This is a genomic window from Enterobacter sp. PL_is379, assembly GCF_055817355.1.
Map to the genome: position 1 here is coordinate 22027 of NZ_JBVPGT010000033.1, position 18003 is coordinate 40029.

At 59.4% G+C, this 18003-nt stretch carries 17 protein-coding genes; 4 read left to right on the forward strand and 13 right to left on the reverse strand.

Going from position 1 to position 18003, the window contains the following annotated elements; genetic code table 11:
• Positions 1 to 14 precede the first annotated feature (14 nt).
• Positions 15 to 785 carry a (S)-acetoin forming diacetyl reductase gene (locus AC0TOY_RS21425; RefSeq protein ID WP_024906954.1) on the forward strand — a complete coding sequence of 257 codons (771 nt, stop codon included), beginning with the start codon at positions 15 to 17 and terminating at the stop codon, positions 783 to 785.
• 131 nt (positions 786 to 916) lie between these two features.
• Positions 917 to 1390: a cold-shock protein gene (locus AC0TOY_RS21430; RefSeq protein ID WP_024906955.1), complete on the forward strand. Its 474-nt coding sequence runs from the start codon at positions 917 to 919 to the stop codon at positions 1388 to 1390.
• A 43-nt stretch (positions 1391 to 1433) separates the two neighbouring features.
• Here AC0TOY_RS21430 and AC0TOY_RS21435 read toward each other — a convergent pair whose 3' ends face one another.
• The 5 genes from AC0TOY_RS21435 to AC0TOY_RS21455 all read right to left on the reverse strand — a co-directional run bounded on the left by AC0TOY_RS21435 (position 1434) and on the right by AC0TOY_RS21455 (position 6439).
• Entirely contained in the window at positions 1434 to 2138 is a 705-nt protein-coding gene (locus AC0TOY_RS21435; protein WP_473722520.1) for an ABC transporter ATP-binding protein, read from the reverse strand.
• On the reverse strand, positions 2125 to 2961 hold the full coding sequence (locus AC0TOY_RS21440) for an ABC transporter ATP-binding protein (protein WP_473722522.1): 837 nt from the start codon (positions 2959 to 2961) through the stop codon (positions 2125 to 2127). The genes AC0TOY_RS21435 and AC0TOY_RS21440 overlap by 14 nt, the downstream gene beginning before the upstream one ends.
• Entirely contained in the window at positions 2954 to 3787 is an 834-nt protein-coding gene (locus AC0TOY_RS21445) for an ABC transporter permease (protein ID WP_126544101.1), read from the reverse strand. The genes AC0TOY_RS21440 and AC0TOY_RS21445 overlap by 8 nt, the downstream gene beginning before the upstream one ends.
• Positions 3787 to 4800 carry an ABC transporter permease gene (locus AC0TOY_RS21450; RefSeq protein ID WP_024906959.1) on the reverse strand — a complete coding sequence of 338 codons (1014 nt, stop codon included), beginning with the start codon at positions 4798 to 4800 and terminating at the stop codon, positions 3787 to 3789. The genes AC0TOY_RS21445 and AC0TOY_RS21450 overlap by 1 nt, the downstream gene beginning before the upstream one ends.
• A 70-nt stretch (positions 4801 to 4870) precedes the next feature.
• Positions 4871 to 6439 (reverse strand): ABC transporter substrate-binding protein, encoded by a 1569-nt coding sequence (locus AC0TOY_RS21455; protein ID WP_473722523.1) that lies wholly within the window; start codon positions 6437 to 6439, stop codon positions 4871 to 4873.
• A gap of 201 nt (positions 6440 to 6640) precedes the next feature.
• On the opposite strand from AC0TOY_RS21455, the gene AC0TOY_RS21460 reads away from it, so the two are divergent.
• Complete coding sequence (locus AC0TOY_RS21460; protein WP_473722524.1) at positions 6641 to 7339, forward strand: GNAT family N-acetyltransferase; 699 nt, start codon at positions 6641 to 6643, stop codon at positions 7337 to 7339.
• A gap of 33 nt (positions 7340 to 7372) precedes the next feature.
• Here AC0TOY_RS21460 and AC0TOY_RS21465 read toward each other — a convergent pair whose 3' ends face one another.
• The 8 genes from AC0TOY_RS21465 to betI form a co-directional block, all read right to left on the reverse strand.
• Complete coding sequence (locus AC0TOY_RS21465) at positions 7373 to 9067, reverse strand: thiamine pyrophosphate-binding protein (RefSeq protein WP_473722525.1); 1695 nt, start codon at positions 9065 to 9067, stop codon at positions 7373 to 7375.
• A 33-nt stretch (positions 9068 to 9100) separates the two neighbouring features.
• Entirely contained in the window at positions 9101 to 9841 is a 741-nt protein-coding gene (locus AC0TOY_RS21470) for an SDR family oxidoreductase (protein WP_473722526.1), read from the reverse strand.
• Between the two features lie 274 nt (positions 9842 to 10115).
• Positions 10116 to 10763: an anti-sigma factor gene (locus AC0TOY_RS21475; protein ID WP_024906964.1), complete on the reverse strand. Its 648-nt coding sequence runs from the start codon at positions 10761 to 10763 to the stop codon at positions 10116 to 10118.
• The gene (locus tag AC0TOY_RS21480) at positions 10760 to 11314 is read right to left on the reverse strand and encodes a sigma-70 family RNA polymerase sigma factor (protein ID WP_248272910.1); all 555 of its coding nucleotides are present in this window, start codon (positions 11312 to 11314) and stop codon (positions 10760 to 10762) included. Before AC0TOY_RS21480 ends, AC0TOY_RS21475 begins: the two co-directional genes overlap by 4 nt.
• A gap of 43 nt (positions 11315 to 11357) precedes the next feature.
• Positions 11358 to 11921, reverse strand: coding sequence for a fasciclin domain-containing protein (locus AC0TOY_RS21485; protein WP_024906966.1), 564 nt, complete (start codon positions 11919 to 11921; stop codon positions 11358 to 11360).
• Positions 11922 to 12075: 154 nt separating this feature from the next.
• On the reverse strand, positions 12076 to 13740 hold the full coding sequence (betA, locus tag AC0TOY_RS21490; RefSeq protein WP_473722528.1) for a choline dehydrogenase: 1665 nt from the start codon (positions 13738 to 13740) through the stop codon (positions 12076 to 12078).
• A 13-nt stretch (positions 13741 to 13753) separates the two neighbouring features.
• A complete protein-coding gene (betB, locus tag AC0TOY_RS21495; RefSeq protein ID WP_473722529.1) occupies positions 13754 to 15226 on the reverse strand; it encodes a betaine-aldehyde dehydrogenase in 1473 nt (490 codons plus the stop codon).
• A gap of 13 nt (positions 15227 to 15239) precedes the next feature.
• Complete coding sequence (betI, locus tag AC0TOY_RS21500; protein WP_029741650.1) at positions 15240 to 15827, reverse strand: transcriptional regulator BetI; 588 nt, start codon at positions 15825 to 15827, stop codon at positions 15240 to 15242.
• 128 nt (positions 15828 to 15955) lie between these two features.
• Here betI and betT point away from each other — a divergent pair, with 128 nt between their 5' ends.
• Positions 15956 to 17989, forward strand: a complete 2034-nt coding sequence (gene betT, locus AC0TOY_RS21505; RefSeq protein WP_024906970.1) for a choline BCCT transporter BetT — start codon at positions 15956 to 15958, stop codon at positions 17987 to 17989.
• The last annotated feature ends 14 nt before the right edge of the window (positions 17990 to 18003 follow it).

The window sequence follows — 18003 nt, forward strand, 5'->3', positions numbered from 1 at the left end:
ATAAGGACAGAGAAATGCAAAAAGTTGCTCTCGTAACAGGCTCAGGCCAGGGGATTGGTAAAGCGATCGCGCTTCGCCTGGTGAAAGATGGCTTTGCCGTCGCCATCGCCGACTATAACGTTGAGACGGCAAGAGCCGTCGCCGATGAAATCATCCGTAACGGCGGGAACGCCGTCGCCGTGAAGGTGGATGTCTCTGACCGCGAACAGGTATTTGCGGCGGTGGAGAAAGCCCGCACCGCACTGGGCGGATTCAACGTGATCGTCAATAACGCCGGGATTGCGCCGTCTACCCCAATTGAATCCATCACGCCGGATATTGTCGACAAGGTCTACAACATTAACGTGAAAGGGGTGATCTGGGGGATCCAGGCCGCGATTGACGCGTTCCGCAAAGAAGGGCACGGCGGCAAGATCATCAACGCCTGCTCCCAGGCGGGCCACACCGGCAACCCGGAGCTGGCGGTCTACAGTTCCAGCAAGTTCGCGGTGCGCGGCTTAACCCAGACCGCCGCACGGGATCTCGCGCCGCTGGGGATCACCGTTAACGCCTACTGCCCGGGCATCGTGAAAACGCCGATGTGGGCAGAGATCGACCGTCAGGTCTCCGAGGCGGCGGGTAAACCGCTGGGCTACGGGACCGAAACCTTTGCCAAACGCATCACGCTTGGCCGCCTGTCTGAACCGGAAGATGTCGCCGCCTGCGTCTCATACCTGGCTGGGCCGGATTCCGACTACATGACCGGCCAGTCGCTCTTAATTGATGGTGGGATGGTGTTCAACTAAATTCTAATAAGCTCTGACATGAGTTTTCCCCTGCACCCGTGCAGGGGCTTTTTTTTGTCTCCTCCGCCATTGTGCATTACACTGCGCGCTGCAAAACTTTAGTCATTACGATCTGACAGGCGGTAACAGCGATGAACGGTACAATCACAACGTGGTTTAAAGATAAAGGCTTTGGATTTATCAAAGATGAAAACGGCGATAACCGCTATTTTCATGTGATTAAGGTCGCGAACCCCGATCTGATTAAGAAAGATGCCGCGGTGACCTTCGAGCCAACCACCAACAACAAAGGCCTTTCCGCCTACGCGGTGAAGGTGATCCCGGAAAGCAAACATCTCTTTATTGCGGGCGAGCGCGTGAAGCTCACCTCCATCAAATCCTTCGTGGTGTTTAACGAAGAAGAGCCGGTTGATACCAAAATCGACAAAGAGAACGCGGTGCTGTCGGTGGGGCTGCTGATGAACAGCATCAAGCCGAAATCTGATAAAAAGCCGGGCGAAATGCGCACGGTGAAGAAGCTGGCAATCACCACCTTCCAGAACACGACGCTGATCTTCACCGAAGATGAGATCGACATTGATGCCACGGTGAAGCTGCTGAAGTGATTGTTTGCCGGGTGGCGGCGATGCCTTACCCGGCCAACAAAACTTAACCCATCCTGTGCTCGCCCCGTAACATCGCCTCACGGTCAAACACCTTCTGGAACTCCCCGTGCGACATAAACGCCGCCCGGTCGGACATATGGGCAATCACGTCCGCATCGTGACTCACCAGCAGATAGGTCATCTCGTGCTCGACCTTCAGGCGGTTGAGCAGGTTCAGGATCTCCGCCTGCACGGACATATCCAGCGCCGAGGTCGGTTCATCCAGCAGCAGAAGCTGCGGGCGCAGCAGCAGCGCGCGGGCAATGGCCACGCGCTGGCGCTGGCCGCCGGAAAGCTGATGCGGATAACGTTTACCCGCGTCGGCAGAAAGCCCCACCTCGTGCAGTGCATTGGCCACCTTTTCCGCTATTTGTGTCTCGCCATGGATGCTTAACGGCTCCGACAGCGTGCGCGCAATGGTGTGATTCGGGTGCAGCGACGCCCACGGATCCTGAAACACCATCTGTACGTTGCAGCGAAGCTCGCCTTCAAAACGTCGCCCAGGCGTTAACGTTTCTGCCAGCAGCGCAATATTGCCGCGCCACTCGCGCTGCAGCCCTGCCAGCACGCGCAGAATCGTCGATTTCCCGCAGCCGGATTCACCTATCAGGCTGAAGGTTTCACCTTTCTCGATGGCAAAGCTGGCGGCGGACACCGCCGTTTTCTCCCCAAAGCTCACCTGGAGATCCTTTACTTCAACGAGCTCCATTATCGGCCTCCTTCCACTGCTGCGAACGGTCGAGCGTTGGCAGCATCTGTCCATAAGTATGGGCGTCTGGACGACAGGTCCACAGGGTGCGCGTGTACGGATGCGTTGCCTGCGGAAGCTGGCTCGCCGCCATCTCATCCACCTTTTCGCCCTGATACATCACCAGCACGCGGTCACAGTGCTCCGCTACCAGCGGCAGATCGTGGCTGATTAACAGCATCGCCATCCGGCGTTCTTCGCACTGCTGCACCAGCAGTTCGAGGATCTGGCTACGCAGGCGGGCGTCCAGCGCGGAGGTGGGTTCGTCGGCAATCAGCACCTGCGGGTTGTTGACGAGCGCAATTGCAATCATCACCCGCTGGCCCATGCCCCCGGAAAGCTCACCGGGGTAGCGCTGGAGGACATGTTCGTTGAGTCCGACGGCGCGGATGATGTCGTGAATGCGTGCCTGGCGTTCTGAACGCGGCAGCCGCTGATGCAGCGTGAGCGCCTCATCAAGCTGGGCGGCGACGCTTTTCACGGGGTTAAGGGCGTAGCGCGGGTCCTGCAGGACCATCGCAATCCCGTTGCCGCGCAGCGCCTGCCAGCGGCGGGGGCTTAGGGTCAGCAGGTCGTTGCCGAGCACGTTAAGCCGGTTAGCGCTTACGATGCCGGGCTTACGCACTAGCCCCATCAGGGCGCGGGCGGACATCGACTTGCCGGAGCCGGATTCCCCCACCAGCGCCAGCCGCTCGTTGCCAAGCGTGAAGCTCAGGTTGTTGACCACGCGCGCGGCGGGGTAGTCGATATTCAGCGCATCGACGATGACGCGGTGTTCAGTCATGCTGTGGCTCCAGTACGTCGCGCAGGCCGTCGCCTAACAGGTTAAACGCCAGGCTGGCAAACAGGATGGCTCCGCCCGGAATGGCGGCAATCCACCACTGATCGAAAATCACCTGCATGCCGTCGGCGATCATCGCGCCCCATTCGGCCATTGGAGGGCGTGCGCCAAGGCCGAGGAAGCCCAGACCGGCGGCCGCCAGAATAATCCCCGCCAGATCCAGCGCCAGGCGCACAATCGCGGACGGCAGGCACAGGGGCAGAATATGGCCGACCAGCAGGCGCAGGCCGCGAATGCCCATCATCTCGGCGGCGGCCAGATAATCGCTGTGACGCAGACGCTGAATTTCACTCCGCGCCTGACGCGCATAGGCAGGCCAGGTGGTTAAGGCCAGCGCCAGCGCGCCGTTGACCAGCCCCGGACCGAGCATCGCCACAAACGCGAAGGCGAGGATCAGGCGCGGCATCGACATCACCACGTCGGTGAAGCGCATCAGGATGCGCTCCATCCAGCCGCCGTAGTAGCCGGACAAAATCCCCACCAGCAGCCCGGCAGGCAGGGTGATAACGGTAACCAGCGCCACCAGCCCGAGCGCCGGACGGGTGCCATAAATCAGGCGCGAGAGCAGGTCGCGCCCGTAGCTGTCGGTACCCAGCCAGTGCTGGCCGTTCGGGGCCTGTAAGCGCGCGGCGGCGTCCTGCCAGTTCGGGTCAAGCGGCGCGAGCCAGGGGGCGAACAGGGCGATAAACACCAGCAGCGCGATGGCCACCAGCCCGCAAAACGCGGCAGGGGAGCGGCGCAGGCGGCGTAAGAAAAGATAAAACGGCATCAGCGCACCCTGGGATCGGTCGCCCGCACAAGCAGGTCGGTAAGGTTATTGATCAGCACGAAGCACACGCCAATCAGCAGCGTGCCACCCATGATGGCGGTGGTGTCTCCGGCGAACAGGGCGGTGGTGAGGTAGCGCCCGATCCCCGGCCAGGAGAAGACGGTTTCGGTCAGTACCGCGCCTTCCAGCATGCTGGTGTAGGCGAGGGCGATCACCGTCAGCAGGGTGCCACGAATGTTTGGCAGCACGTGGCGCAGCAGGATGGTCATCTCCCCGGCTCCCTTGGCGCGGGCGAGCAGGATGTACTCCTTGTTCATTTCGCCGAGGCAGGCGGAGCGCGTCAGGCGGGTAATGCTTGCCAGCGAGTAATAGGCCAGCAGCAGCACCGGCAGCACCAGGTGGCTGAGGGCGTTGCGAAACGCCTCGCGGTCGCCGGAAAGCCAGGTATCCACCAGCGCAAAGCCGGTGCGCGGCTCGACGGTGAACTGCCAGATATCGTCCAGCCTGCCGGGACCCGCGCTCCACTGCAGCTTCGCGTAGAACAGGGCCAGCATCAGCAGGCCGAGCCAGAAGATCGGTACCGAGTTGCCGAGCAGGGTGAGGGTTCTGATGGCGAGATCGAGCGGCGAACCTGCGTAGCGGGCGCACAGCACCCCGGCAATCACGCCGAGCACGGCACCGATGATTAAGGCCAGCGTCGCCAGCTCCAGCGTGGCGGGGAAGGCGTGCAGCAGGTCCTGCAGCACCGGCTGCCCGGTGGCGCTGGCGGTGCCTAAATCACCATGGGCAAGGTTTTGCAGGTAGTGCCAGAACTGCACGGGCAGGGGCCGATCCAGCCCAAGCTGGTGGCGAACCTGATCGTAGGTGGACTGGCTGGCGTGATCGCCGACGATCTGCAGCACGCGATCGACCGGTGAAAACGCCGAGAGCGCAAACGTGACGAGCAGCAGCCCGAAGAGCGTGAGCAGCAGGGTCAGCAGACCCTGGAGCACGCGGGTGGAAAGATGTGGCATGGGAAAACCATTATCCTGAAAATATGCACGGACGACCCCCTCTCCCACGGGAGAGGGAGAAAGACAAGGGCTACTTCGTAACGCGATCGTACCAGACCATATCCGCGTTCAGCCCCTGCTGATACCCCTTCACGTTATCGCGCACCACGATCTGGGTTTTACCCTGATCGACAAATACGTATGGCGAGCTCTGCTGCAGCTGTTCCTGCATCTTCTTGTACAGATCCAGACGCTTCGCCGGATCCGGCTCAGCTACCGCCGCCAGCGTGGCCTTGTTCAGCTCCGGAATTTTCCAGTCGTTCAGACCGGCCACGGTGCTGGACTTCCCGTCGTTCCACGCGAAGGCGCTGGCGTTAGAGTGCGCATCGAAGTAGTCCGGGATCCACAGACGAATCGCCGCCTGATGCTGCTTAGCGCGCACGCGGGCATAGACCTGACTCCCGGCGGCAGGCAGCAGATCCACCTTCACGCCACCCTGCGCAAAGCTCGCCTGCATCGACTGGGCGATGGTGATAAACGGCGGCTTGTTCTCTACGTCCAGCGTGAAGTGCGCGTCCTTAATGCCCGCTTTGGCGAGAATGGCTTTCGCTTTTGCCGGGTCAAACTTAAACGGATTGTCTTCCAGCGCGCCTGGCAGACCGACCGGCAGGAAGCTCTGGTGAACAAAGTACTGGCCTTTCAGCAGGTTTTTGGTAATGCCTTCATAGTCCACCAGCCAGCGCGACGCTTCCCAGAAGGCCGGGTTATTCAGCAGCGGGTTAGCGCTGTTGCCGGTGTTAAACACCAGGTAATTCTGCTCGGCGGACGGAATGCTCAGCACCTTCACGCCCGGCTTGCCGTCGAGCGCGCTAATCTGGTCTGCACCCAGATCGCGCGCCACATCCGCATCACCCTGCTGGATCAGCAGGCGGCGTGAAGCCGGATCGGGGACGTTTTTAATGATGATGCTTTTGAGCTTCGGCGCGCCGCCGGGCGCGGAGTCGTTAGCTTCCAGCACGATGGCCTGATGCGGCTGATAGACGCGCATTTTGAACGCGCCGCTGCCCGCCGAGTGCATTTTCAGCCACGCGTTGCCGAAGTCATTATCCTTTACGTTCGCGGCGACCTCTTTTTCATCGACGATAGAGGCAATCGGCGTGGAGAGAATATTGAGCGCCACCGACGGGCTAACGTCCGCCGTCCAGTGAAGCTGGAGGGTATGATCGTCCACTTTCTTCAGCTGGCTGGCGATGTTGCTCGCGTCCCAGCCCAGCACGTTCAGGATGAATGCCGGGGATTTATTCAGCGTTACGGCGCGGGTGTAGGAGAAAATCACGTCTTCCGGGCGCAGCGGGTTGCCGGAGGCGAATTTCGCATCGGGTTTAAGCTTGATGGTCAGGGTTTTTGCTGTCGCGTCCGCTTCCCAGCTTTCCGCCAGGATCGGCGTGATTTTTTCCGGATTATCGCGGTCCGGCTGGACCAGACGCTGGTACAGGCTCGGCACGGTCTGGATGCTGGAGAGCTCGTTGGCTTCGGCCGGGTCGAGGCTCACGATGTCATCAAGCCCCTGGGCAACCACCAGCGTGTTGGGCGGAGTAGCGGCGTGGGCTGCGCCTGAGAGCGCAGCCAGCACCAGTAACGGCAACAGTTTTTTCGTCATAGCGATCCCTGAGAAGAATATATTGTGATTGTTTTATGCTCCGCTACGTTAGGTCGACTGTGACATTCCACAAAGTCGAAATTCAGCTTTGCTTATGCCTTCCGGGAATATCGCATGCGCTCGGGCTATTAAAATACGCTGCTTTTCGCGCGCTTTTTAACCTGATATAACAAATGCCTTACCTTTCAGGGAGTCACCGCCGTGCCCGAAATCAATCAACATGGTCAAACCGTTAACGATCTCGTACCCGACTGGAAAGGCGCGCGCGCGTTAACCCGCACGCCGCTGTTCGGCCAGTATTGCCGCCTGGAGCCGCTGGACGCCGATCGCCACGCGGCCGATCTCTATGAGGCCTACGCGCTGGGCGACGACAGCGACTGGACGTGGCTTGCCAGCACGCAGCCAGCGAGCGTGGAAGCCACCGCGCACTGGATCATGGCGAAGGTCATGGATGATGAGCTTGTGCCGTTTGCCGTCATTGACTTACGCACCGAACGGGCGGTGGGGCTGGTGAGCTATATGGCTAACGAGCGGCTGCTGGGGTCGGTTGAGATAGGACATGTCACCTGGTCGCGTAAGATGAAAGGTTCCCGCATCGGCACTGAAACGGTGTGGCTGCTGCTGAAAAATGCGTTTGAGCACGGCTATCGGCGGCTGGAGTGGAAGTGCGATTCGATGAACGTGGCGTCGCGCAGGGCGGCGGAGCGGCTGGGGTTTGTCTGGGAAGGGCGCCTGCGCCAGAAGCTGGTGCGCAAAGGGCGCAACCGCGACAGCGATATGCTTTCTATTATTGACGGCGAATGGCCGCAAAGAGATGCGGAGTTGCGCGCCTGGCTGGCGGCGGAGAATTTTGACGACGACGGGCGTCAGATAAAGCGTCTTGAGGCGTTTCGGTTATAAGTGTTTTATGTAGGGTACAGCGTAAACGCGCGGCTAATCCGCGGAAATCGCGATTTCTATCAGGTTAGTTTTTCCTGACTGTAGCCCGCGCGCTACCGCTTCGGCGATATCTGCAGCCTCGGTTACCCGGCAGCAGTGGACGCCCATGGCGGTGGCCAGCGACTGAAAATCGATATGCGGGTTCACCAGGTCCATCCCGATAAAACGCCCCAGCCGCGTTGAGCTGTAGTCGGCCTGGCTCTTCATAAAGTTTTTCAGGATGTTGTACTCCCTGTTATTCATGACGATAAAGGTGACCGGCAGATTTTCGTGTGCCGCCGTCCAGAGCGCCTGCGGCGAGTACAGGGAGGCTCCGTCACCTATCAGGCAGACCACCGGCTCCCGTCCGCGTCCCAGCGAGTGCCCTACTGAGGCAGGCATCCCCCAGCCCAGTCCGCCGCCGCGCATAAAGTAGTAGCGCTGGTGCTGCTGGTCAGAGATGAACCGGCGGACATGCCGGGCGGTCGCTATCGCCTCATCCACGATGGTGGTACCCGCCGGAATGGACCGGATGACTTCCCAGGCAGCGACCATCGGTGAGATCGCCGGGCGTAGCCGCTCGGCGGCCAGACGTTCCTCCTGCTGCTGCCACTCCTTCTCCCGTTCGTCACGGGCTGCAACCAGCAGCCGCTGGTGGGCCAGCGTGCTGGCGATCAGGCGCTGCTTAAGCTTTGGCAAAAGTTCGTGCAGGGACAGTTTGATATCCCCCATCACCGAAAGGCGAGTGGCATAGGTGCGGCCAAGCTCGTGCATATCCGCCGAGAGCTGATACACCGCGCAGGTCGCCGGAATGGCCTCGCCCTCGCTGTACAAAATGGTGATCAGGCTTCTGCCGCCGATGATGAATACGGCATCGTAGGCGTTGATGATGCTGGCGATTTCGCTGGCGGTGGTGGGCATATTGCCCCGCCAGAGGGCGTGCTGAGTGGGAAAAGGTAAATTCAGCGGCCAGGAGGAGCCGTAGACGTGGGCGCTGAGCGCTTCCGCCAGCTGGACAATCTCCTGCGTCGAGCCGCTGGAGTGCACCTCATCGCCCGCCACAATCATGATCCTGCCGGGCGTAACCTGGCTCAGTTCTTCGGCCAGTTCGTCCAGCGAGCCCGCCACGGTGTGGTAGTTCACTTTAGAGGCCGTTTGTATCCCGGCGTCGCTGAGCTCTTCCATCACGTTCATTGGCAGAGAGAGCAGCACCGGACCGGCCGGAGGATAGCTGGCAGCGTGAAACGCGCGGCGTACCAGTACCGGGAGCTGGTCGGCGCTGGTGACCTCCTGCGCCCATTTCATGACCGGGGAGCCAATGGAAACAATATCATCATACAGCAGCGGATCGCGGACGTAGTGCCGCGTATCCTGCTGTCCGACGGTGACCACCAGCGGGGTTTTCATGATCCGCGAATTAATCAGATTCCCCATGCCGTGCCCCAGACCGCTGGCGGTATGCAAATTGATAAAGCCCGTTTTGCCGGAGGCTTTCGCATATCCGTCAGCAATTGCCACCACGGTGCTCTCCTGTAGCGCCAGAATATAGTGAATATTTTCATGGCGAAGCAGGGCATCAATGAGCGGAAGCTCGGTGGTACCGGGGTTGCCAAAAATATATTCCACGCCTTCACTCTCCAGCACTTCAAGGAGAATATCGGCACCCGTTCGCATATTGAGATCTGATAAGGATGTTAATAATTTAATCATACTGACACCTCATTCAGTATTATTTAACGCTGGCTAAAATTCTTCCTGCGTCGGACGAACAACAATTTCATTAATATCAACGTCGCCAGGCTGTTCAATAGCAAATAAAACCGCGCGGGCAATTGCTTCAGCCGGAATAGCCTGCTTATAAAACTCATGGAGAAATTTTTTGCTCTCTTCGTCAGAGCTACCGAATTGCAGTTCGCTTTCAACGGCGCCGGGCGAAATAAGCGTCGTGCGGAGGGTTTTACCCGCCTCCTGACGTAAGCCTTCACTCAGCGCGCGGACGGCGAATTTCGTGGCGCTGTACACCACGCCGCCAGGCGCCAGCACCTTGATGCCCGCGACGGAGGCAACGTTAATAAAATGCCCGTTGCCCTGACGCTGGAACACCGGGAAAGCGGCAGCGATGCCGTACAGTACCCCTTTCAGATTGGTATCAATCATCTTGTCCCATTCGTCGGTTTTCAGCTCGCTGAGGGGGGCGATAGCCATAAAGCCCGCGTTGTTGATCAGCACATCCACGCGCTGGTAGGCGGCAACAGCAGCGTCAATGGCGCGCTGCACCTCTTCCTGACGGGTGACATCGGCCTTAACGGCAATAGCCTTGCCGCCTTGCTGAATAATCTGATCCACCAGGGCATTAATTCTGTCCAGACGGCGCGCCACCAGCACCAGCGAAAACGCGTTATTCGCTAAATGGAGGGCAATCGCCTGACCAATACCGCTGCTGGCACCGGTAATGACAACAACCTTGTTTGCACTATTATTCATGATCTTATCTCGCTATTGAGTGATGCAAAAAATAAAAGGCAGAGAAGCGTCAATGAATAATGACAAATTCATTAATGCGGGTTTTTGATATATTGTGTATCGGGAGTAAAATGATGTTCGTTTAAAACTTAATGGAGTGCGGAAGAGTCTGTCAATGTCGTTTTTTAATAATTAAATTAATTGCAGGCTTAATATTTAATTCTTATAGGTAACCGAGAATAGTATATAAATGAAATGGGGTCACGATAGCGGCCCTGCGAACAGGGCCTGAGGATTACAATTTGCCACTGTAAAGCACCGGGCCTGTGGGGAGTCCAGTGGGCGATCCGCCCTCTGGTTCAAGGCTTATGGCTATCGTGGCGTCAGGAGGGAGCGTTGTGTTCCTGAGGGTGACGCGTGTGGGTATATCGTTATGCAACAGCCCCATGGATACCGGCGCCTGCCCGCCTGGGATCAGCCAAAGCTGCAGGCTGTGTTGCGCCGCGACGGCCGTTGGTCGAAGAGGGGCAATGCTCAGGTGCTGACGGCTGGCGTCCGCGCTGACGACCCACTGTCCGTGCTGTTGGGTATCGTTGAGTACCATCAGCGGAGCAAGTTCCGGGGTACGGATGGCATACCAGGCAACGACCGACAGGGCGGCGAGGGAGGCCGCAGCCATCCAGCCGACATAAGGCCGACTTTTGCGTAAAGGCTTTTTGGGCGGCAGATCGAGGGCGATTCTCTTCCATACCGTCTCGGGTGGAGAGACGGGCACAAGATGACTATCCAGCGTGCTGAACATTTCCTGCCAGTACGCCACGCGGGCGGCCAGAGCGGGTTCATGGAGGACCCTTTTCTGGAACTGAAGCCGCGCTCCTCCCCGCAGCGTGCCGAGGGCATACTCTGCTGCCAGCATGTCGTCGCGTTTTTCTGCGTCATTCATAGCCCGACACACTCCCGAAGATGGTCCATTGCCCGACGTATCCAGCTTTTCACCGAGCCCAGAGGCTGTTGGAGCCAGTCGGCAATGTCGCTGTGAGACATTCCCTGATAGTAGGCGAGCGTAATGCTCTGGCGCTGTTCGCTGCTCAAATGTTCGAGACACTGCCTGAGCCGTTCTGCCTGCACATCGTCGTGCCAGTTATTCTGCTCATCGTTCTCGCAAGGCAGAATCGCTTCGTTATACGCCGTCTCGCGGTCGGCAGCGCGGGTTTGCCCGCTGCGCAGCCAGTCAATACAGCGGTTGCGCACAATGTGCGTAAGCCAGGTCATCGGGGAGCTCAGTGCAGCGTTGTAGGTTTCGGCTTTACTCCAGACGGTGATAAAACAGTCGTGAAGGATCTCTTCTGCCCACGCGCGGTCACGCAGCATGCGCAGCGCGACGGCAAACAGGTGTGGCGACGTGAGTCGATAAAGTTGTTCAAATGCACGGCGATCGCCGTTTGCGACCGCCTGCATTAATTTCAGTTGCTGTTCAGCCTGCGCGTTATCCATGTTTTTCCCGGAAGGCAACGTCACACTTCCGAAGTATAGACAACTACTTAGGCATCAGGACGGTATCAATCACATCGATCACGCCGTTTTTTTGATGAACGTCATAGGTGCTAATGTTCGCCACATTGCCTTTACCATCCTTAAGCTGAATATTGTGCGGGCCGTTGCTCATGATCCACAGCGGCTGACCGTTAACGGTTTTCAGCTCCGCGTGGCCGCCGCCCTGTTTAATTTTCTGCTCCAGCGCTTTCATATCGTAATTACCGGCGACCACGTGATAGGTCAGGATGCTGGTGAGCGTGGCTTTGTTTTCGGGTTTGACGAGGTTCTCGACCGTGCCGGCAGGCAATTTCGCAAACGCCGCATTGGTCGGCGCAAACACGGTGAATGGCCCTTTGCTCTGAAGCGTATCCACCAGTCCAGCCGCTTTGACGGCGGCCACCAGCGTGGTGTGATCTTTCGAGTTTATGGCGTTTTCAACAATATTTTTGCTCGGGAACATTTCCGCTCCGCCTACCATCACGGAGCCTGACGTCATGGCGGCTGATGCGCCTGCACAGAAGAGTAAAGCGCTGGTTACGAATGCAACACGGGTTAGCTTTTTCATCATCTTTCCTCGGATTGGGGAGCAAAGGGGTTGCTCACAGACTGATATACGAGGGGCGGGTGGAAACTGGATGCAGGAAAATAAAAATAAATTTTTGAAGGGGGGGGATCCCCTCTCCCCTATGGGGAGAGGGCCAGGGTGAGGGGAAATATCCTCAGCGACGAACAGGTGCCCCGTTCGCCACATAATACGCGGCCGTGCTCTTCGCCAGCGGCTCGCGTCCGCGAATGGCGTCGGCAATCTTCTCGCCGATCATAATGGTGGTGGCGTTCAGGTTGCCGGTGATGATCTGCGGCATGATCGACGCATCCACCACGCGCAGGCCTTCCAGTCCGTGAACGCGGCCTTCGCCGTCAACCACCGCCATCTCGTCATAGCCCATCTTGCAGGTGCCGCACGGATGGAAGGCGGTTTCGGCGTGGTTGCGCACGAACTCGTCCAGCTGCTCGTCGGTCTGGCATTCGATACCTGGGCTGATTTCGCGCCCCCGGTACTTGTCCAGCGCGGGCTGGTGCATGATCTCGCGGGTAATGCGGATCGCGTCGCGGAACTCCTGCCAGTCCTGCTCGTGGGACATATAGTTGAACAGGATCGCCGGATGCTGGTGCGGATCGCGCGACGTGATGCGCACGTGCCCACGGCTTGGCGAACGCATGGATCCGACGTGGCACTGGAAGCCGTGCTCTTTCACCGCGTTCGAGCCGTTGTAGTTAATCGCCACCGGCAGGAAGTGGTACTGGATGTTCGGCCATTCAAACTCTTCGCGGCTGCGGATAAACCCGCCCGCTTCGAAGTGGTTGCTCGCGCCCACGCCGGTGCCGCCAAACAGCCACTCGGCGCCAATTTTCGGCTGGTTCCACCACTGCAGGGCAGGGTAGAGGGAGACCGGCTCTTTGCATTCGTACTGGAGGTACATCTCCAGGTGATCCTGCAGGTTTTCGCCCACACCGGGCAGATCGTGCACCAGCGGGATATCGAACTGCTTCAGCAGGTTAGCGTCGCCCACACCGGAGCGCTGGAGGATCTGCGGGGAGGCAATCGCCCCGGCGCTCAGCAGCACTTCTTTTTTTGCCGTCGCTTTGGATGGGATGGTGCTTTCACCCTCCAGCCACTCGACGCCCACCGCGCGCTTGCCCTCAAAGAGAATGCGATCGGTCATGGCGTGGGTGCGGATGGTCAGGTTCGGACGCGGTTTCGCCTGGTCCAGATAGCCGCGCGCGGTGCTGGCGCGTCGGCCCTGCGGCGTGACCGTGCGGTCCATCGGGCCGAAGCCCTCCTGCTGATAGCCGTTAAGATCGTCGGTGCGAGGATAGCCCGCCTGCACGCCCGCCTCCACCATCGCCTCAAACAGCGGGTTCACGCCCGGTTTCGAGGTGGTGACGCTCACCGGACCGTCGCCGCCGTGGTAGTCGTTCGGCCCCACGTCGCGCGTCTCGGCCTTGCGGTAGTAGGGCAGGCAGTTGAGGTAGCTCCAGTGCTCCAGACCCGGCTCTTTTGCCCAGTGGTCGAGGTCCATCGCGTTACCGCGGATGTAGCACATGCCGTTGATCAGCGACGAGCCGCCCAGCCCTTTGCCGCGCCCGCACTCCATGCGGCGGTTGTTCATGTACGGCTCTGGTTCGGTTTCGTACGCCCAGTTGTAGCGCTTGCCCTGCAGCGGGAACGCCAGCGCGGCGGGCATCTGGGTGCGGAAGTCAAAGCGGTAATCCGGTCCGCCTGCTTCAAGCAGCAGGACGGTGGTGTTCGGATCTTCAGTCAGTCGTGTAGCCAGCACGTTGCCGGCAGAGCCGGCCCCGATAATGATGTAGTCAAATTGCAAATAAACCTCCCGGTTAAAATATGGACTGGAATTTACCCATCTCAACCTGGATGGACTTCACCTGGGTGTAGCTCTGCAGCGTCATCACGCCGTTCTCGCGGCCAATGCCGGAGTGCTTGTAGCCGCCGACCGGCATCTCTGCGGCGGATTCACCCCAGGTGTTGATCCAGCAGATGCCCGCTTCGAGCTGATGAATGGCGCCGTGGGCGCGGTTCAGGTCGGCCGTGACGATGCCTGCCGCCAGCCCGTAGTCGGTGTCGTTGGCGCGGCGAATCGCTTCCTCAATGGACTCATAGGTGAGGATGGACATCACCGGGCCGAAGATCTCTTCGCGCACGATGGTCATCTCGTCGGTGCAGTCGGTGAACACGGTCGGGGCCACCCACGCGCCGTTATCGAAGCCTTCGCCCTTCAGCGCGTCGCCGCCGCACAGCACGCGCGCGCCTTCCTCTTTGCCTTTGGCGATGTAGCGCATCACGCTGTCGCGGTGCGGGAAGCTGACCATCGGACCAAAGTTGGTAGCTTCATCGAACAGATCGCCCGCGCGGATGCGGCCCACGCGCTCAACGATTTTCTGCTCAAACGCGGCCTTAGATTTCGCGGGCACGAACACGCGGGTGCCGTTGGTGCACACCTGGCCGGAGCTGAAGAAGTTGGCCATCATGGCGATGTCTGCGGCGAGATCGAGATCCGCATCGTCGAAAATAATCAGCGGGGATTTACCGCCCAGCTCCATCGTCACCTCTTTCAGGGACGAGGCCGCGGCGTTGGCCATCACCTTTTTGCCGCTGGCGACGCCGCCGGTGAAGGAGACTTTGGCGATGCCCGGATGCTCGGTCAGGTACTGGCCGGTCTCCGCGCCCACGCCCGGCAGGACGTTAAACACGCCGTCCGGCAGGCCCGCTTCGGTGTAGATCTCGGCAAGCTTCAGAGCGGTAAGCGGCGTCACTTCGCTTGGCTTGAAGATCATCGCGTTGCCCGCCGCCAGCGCCGGGGCCGATTTCCACAGGGCGATCTGGATCGGGTAGTTCCACGCGCCGATGCCCGCCACCACGCCCAGCGGCTCGCGGCGGGTGTAGACGAATGAGCTCTCGCGCAAGGGGATCTGGCTGCCTTCCAGCGCCGGGATCAGCCCCGCGTAGTACTCCAGCACGTCCGCACCGGTGACGATATCCACGGTTGAGGTTTCGGAATACGCTTTACCGGTGTCGAGGGTTTCCAGCTTTGCCAGGTCGTCGTTGCGTTCGCGCAGGATATCGACGGCGCGACGCAGGATGCGCGAGCGCTCCATGGCGGTCATCGCCGCCCAGACTTTTTGCCCGCGCGTTGCGCTTTCTACGGCGCGATCGACGTCTTCGCGCCCGGCGGCCTGTACGCTCGCCAGGACTTCACCGTTGGCCGGGTTGATGGTCTCGAAGGTGCGACCGCTGGTGGCCGATGTATAACCACCATTGATATAAAGCTGCTGTTCTGCCATTCGGGACATAAATTCTCCTCGGTTATTCGGTCGGTAAATGCTGGCTGATAAAGTGGCTGGTCAGTGACTGGGCCAGGGTCTTATCCAGCGGCTTGCCGCTTAGCGCGGCGCGCAGCCACAGCCCGTCGATCAGCGCCGCCAGCCCGTAGCCCGCCTCTTCGGCCTGTTCGCGCGGCAGTTCGCGGCGGAACTCGTACACTAGGTTCGACAGCAGGCGGCGGCTGCTCACTTGCTGCAGGCGGTAGAGCATCGGCTGGTGCATGCTGCTTGCCCAGAAGGCCAGCCAGGCCTTCATTGCCGCGCCGCTGGTCTGGGTTTCATCAAAATTGCCGCCGACAATCGCCTGCAGTCGCTGCTCCGCGCTGGCGTTCGGCAGGGCGCGTAAGCGGCTCAATACCGCGTCGCGCAGCTGGCCGGTGATGTCGCGCATGGTTGCTTCCAGCAGACCGTTTTTGTCTTTGAAATAGTGACTGATGATCCCCGTGGAAACGCCTGCCCGACGGGCGATCTGCGCGATCGTCGCGTCATGCATTCCCACTTCATTTATTGCTTCCAGCGTGGCGTCGATAAGCTGCCTGCGCCGGATCGGCTGCATCCCCACTTTGGGCATTTTTGCCACTCCATTCATCAGCGTTGGTTAACCATTAAAGCGGTTTTTGATTGGACGTTCAATATAAAATGTGTCTTAATTGTTGCGGATTTGGATTTTAATAGTTACAAAAACAGTGGGGATACTGGATGACAGACCTTTCACAGGACAGAGAAAAAGACAAAATCAACCCAGTCGTTTTTTATACGTCTGCCGGGCTGATTTTGTTGTTTTCCCTGACAACGATCTTCTTTCGCGATTTTTCTGCCGAGTGGATTGGGCGCACCCTGAACTGGGTGTCGAAGACCTTCGGTTGGTACTATCTGCTGGCGGCGACGCTCTATATCGTCTTCGTGGTCTGCATTGCCTGCTCGCGCTTCGGTTCGGTGAAGCTCGGGCCTGAGCAGTCAAAGCCCGAGTTCAGCCTGCTGAGCTGGGCCGCAATGCTGTTTGCCGCGGGCATCGGCATTGACCTGATGTTCTTCTCCGTGGCGGAACCGGTCACGCAGTATATGCAGCCGCCGGAAGGGGCAGGGCAGACGATGGAGGCCGCGCGCCAGGCGATGGTCTGGACGCTGTTCCACTACGGCCTGACCGGCTGGTCAATGTACGCCCTGATGGGCATGGCGCTGGGATACTTTAGCTATCGTTATAATTTGCCCCTCACCATCCGCTCCGCGCTGTACCCGATTTTCGGTAAAAAGATCAACGGCCCGATTGGCCACAGCGTCGACATTGCGGCGGTGATCGGCACCATCTTCGGTATCGCGACGACGCTCGGGATTGGCGTGGTGCAGCTTAACTACGGGCTGAGCGTGCTGTTTGATATTCCGGATTCGATGGCGGCGAAAGCGGCGCTGATTGCGCTCTCCGTCATTATCGCCACCATCTCGGTGACGTCGGGCGTCGATAAGGGCATCCGCGTGCTCTCCGAACTGAACGTGGCGCTGGCGCTGGGCCTGATCCTGTTCGTGCTGTTTATGGGCGATACCTCGTTCCTGCTCAATGCCTTAGTGCTGAACGTGGGCGACTATGTGAACCGCTTTATGGGCATGACGCTGAACAGCTTCGCCTTCGACCGCCCTGTAGAGTGGATGAACAACTGGACGCTGTTCTTCTGGGCGTGGTGGGTCGCGTGGTCGCCGTTCGTTGGCCTGTTCCTGGCGCGTATTTCACGTGGCCGCACCATCCGCCAGTTTGTGATGGGCACGCTGATCATCCCGTTCACCTTTACCCTGCTGTGGCTGTCGGTGTTCGGCAACAGCGCGCTGCACGAGATTATCCACGGCAATGCTACTTTCGCGCAGGAAGCGATGGCGCACCCGGAGCGCGGCTTCTATAGCCTGCTGGCGCAGTATCCAGCGTTCACCTTTAGCGCCTCCGTGGCGACTATTACCGGCCTGTTGTTTTACGTCACCTCGGCGGATTCCGGCGCGCTGGTGCTGGGCAACTTCACCTCGAAGCTCAAAGACATCAACAGCGATGCCCCGAACTGGCTGCGCATCTTCTGGTCCGTCGCCATCGGCCTGCTGACGCTCGGTATGCTGATGACCAACGGCATCTCTGCGCTGCAGAACACCACGGTGATCATGGGGCTGCCGTTCAGCTTCGTTATCTTCTTCGTGATGGCCGGATTGTATAAGTCCCTCAAGGTGGAAGATTACCGCCGCGTCAGCGCCAGCCGCGACACCGCGCCGCGTCCGATGGGCGCGCAGGACCGCCTGAGCTGGAAGAAACGTCTGTCGCGCCTGATGAACTACCCGGGCACGCGCTACACCAAACAGATGATGGAGACGGTCTGCTTCCCCGCCATGGAAGAGGTGGCGCAGGAGCTGAAGCTGCGCGGTGCCTACGTGGAGCTGAAAAACCTGCCGCCGGAGGAGGGCGAGACCCTTGGGCACCTGGACCTGCTGGTGCACATGGGCGACGAGCAGAACTTTGTCTACCAGATCTGGCCGCAGCAGTACTCGGTCCCCGGCTTTACCTACCGGGCGCGCAGTGGGAAATCGACCTACTACCGGCTGGAGACCTTCCTGCTGGAAGGGAGCCAGGGGAACGATTTGATGGACTACAGCAAGGAGCAGGTAATTACGGACATTCTGGATCAGTATGAACGGCATCTGAACTTTATCCATCTGCACAGGGAAGCGCCGGGGAATAGCGTGATGTTCCCGGATGTTTGAGTCATTACGTGTAT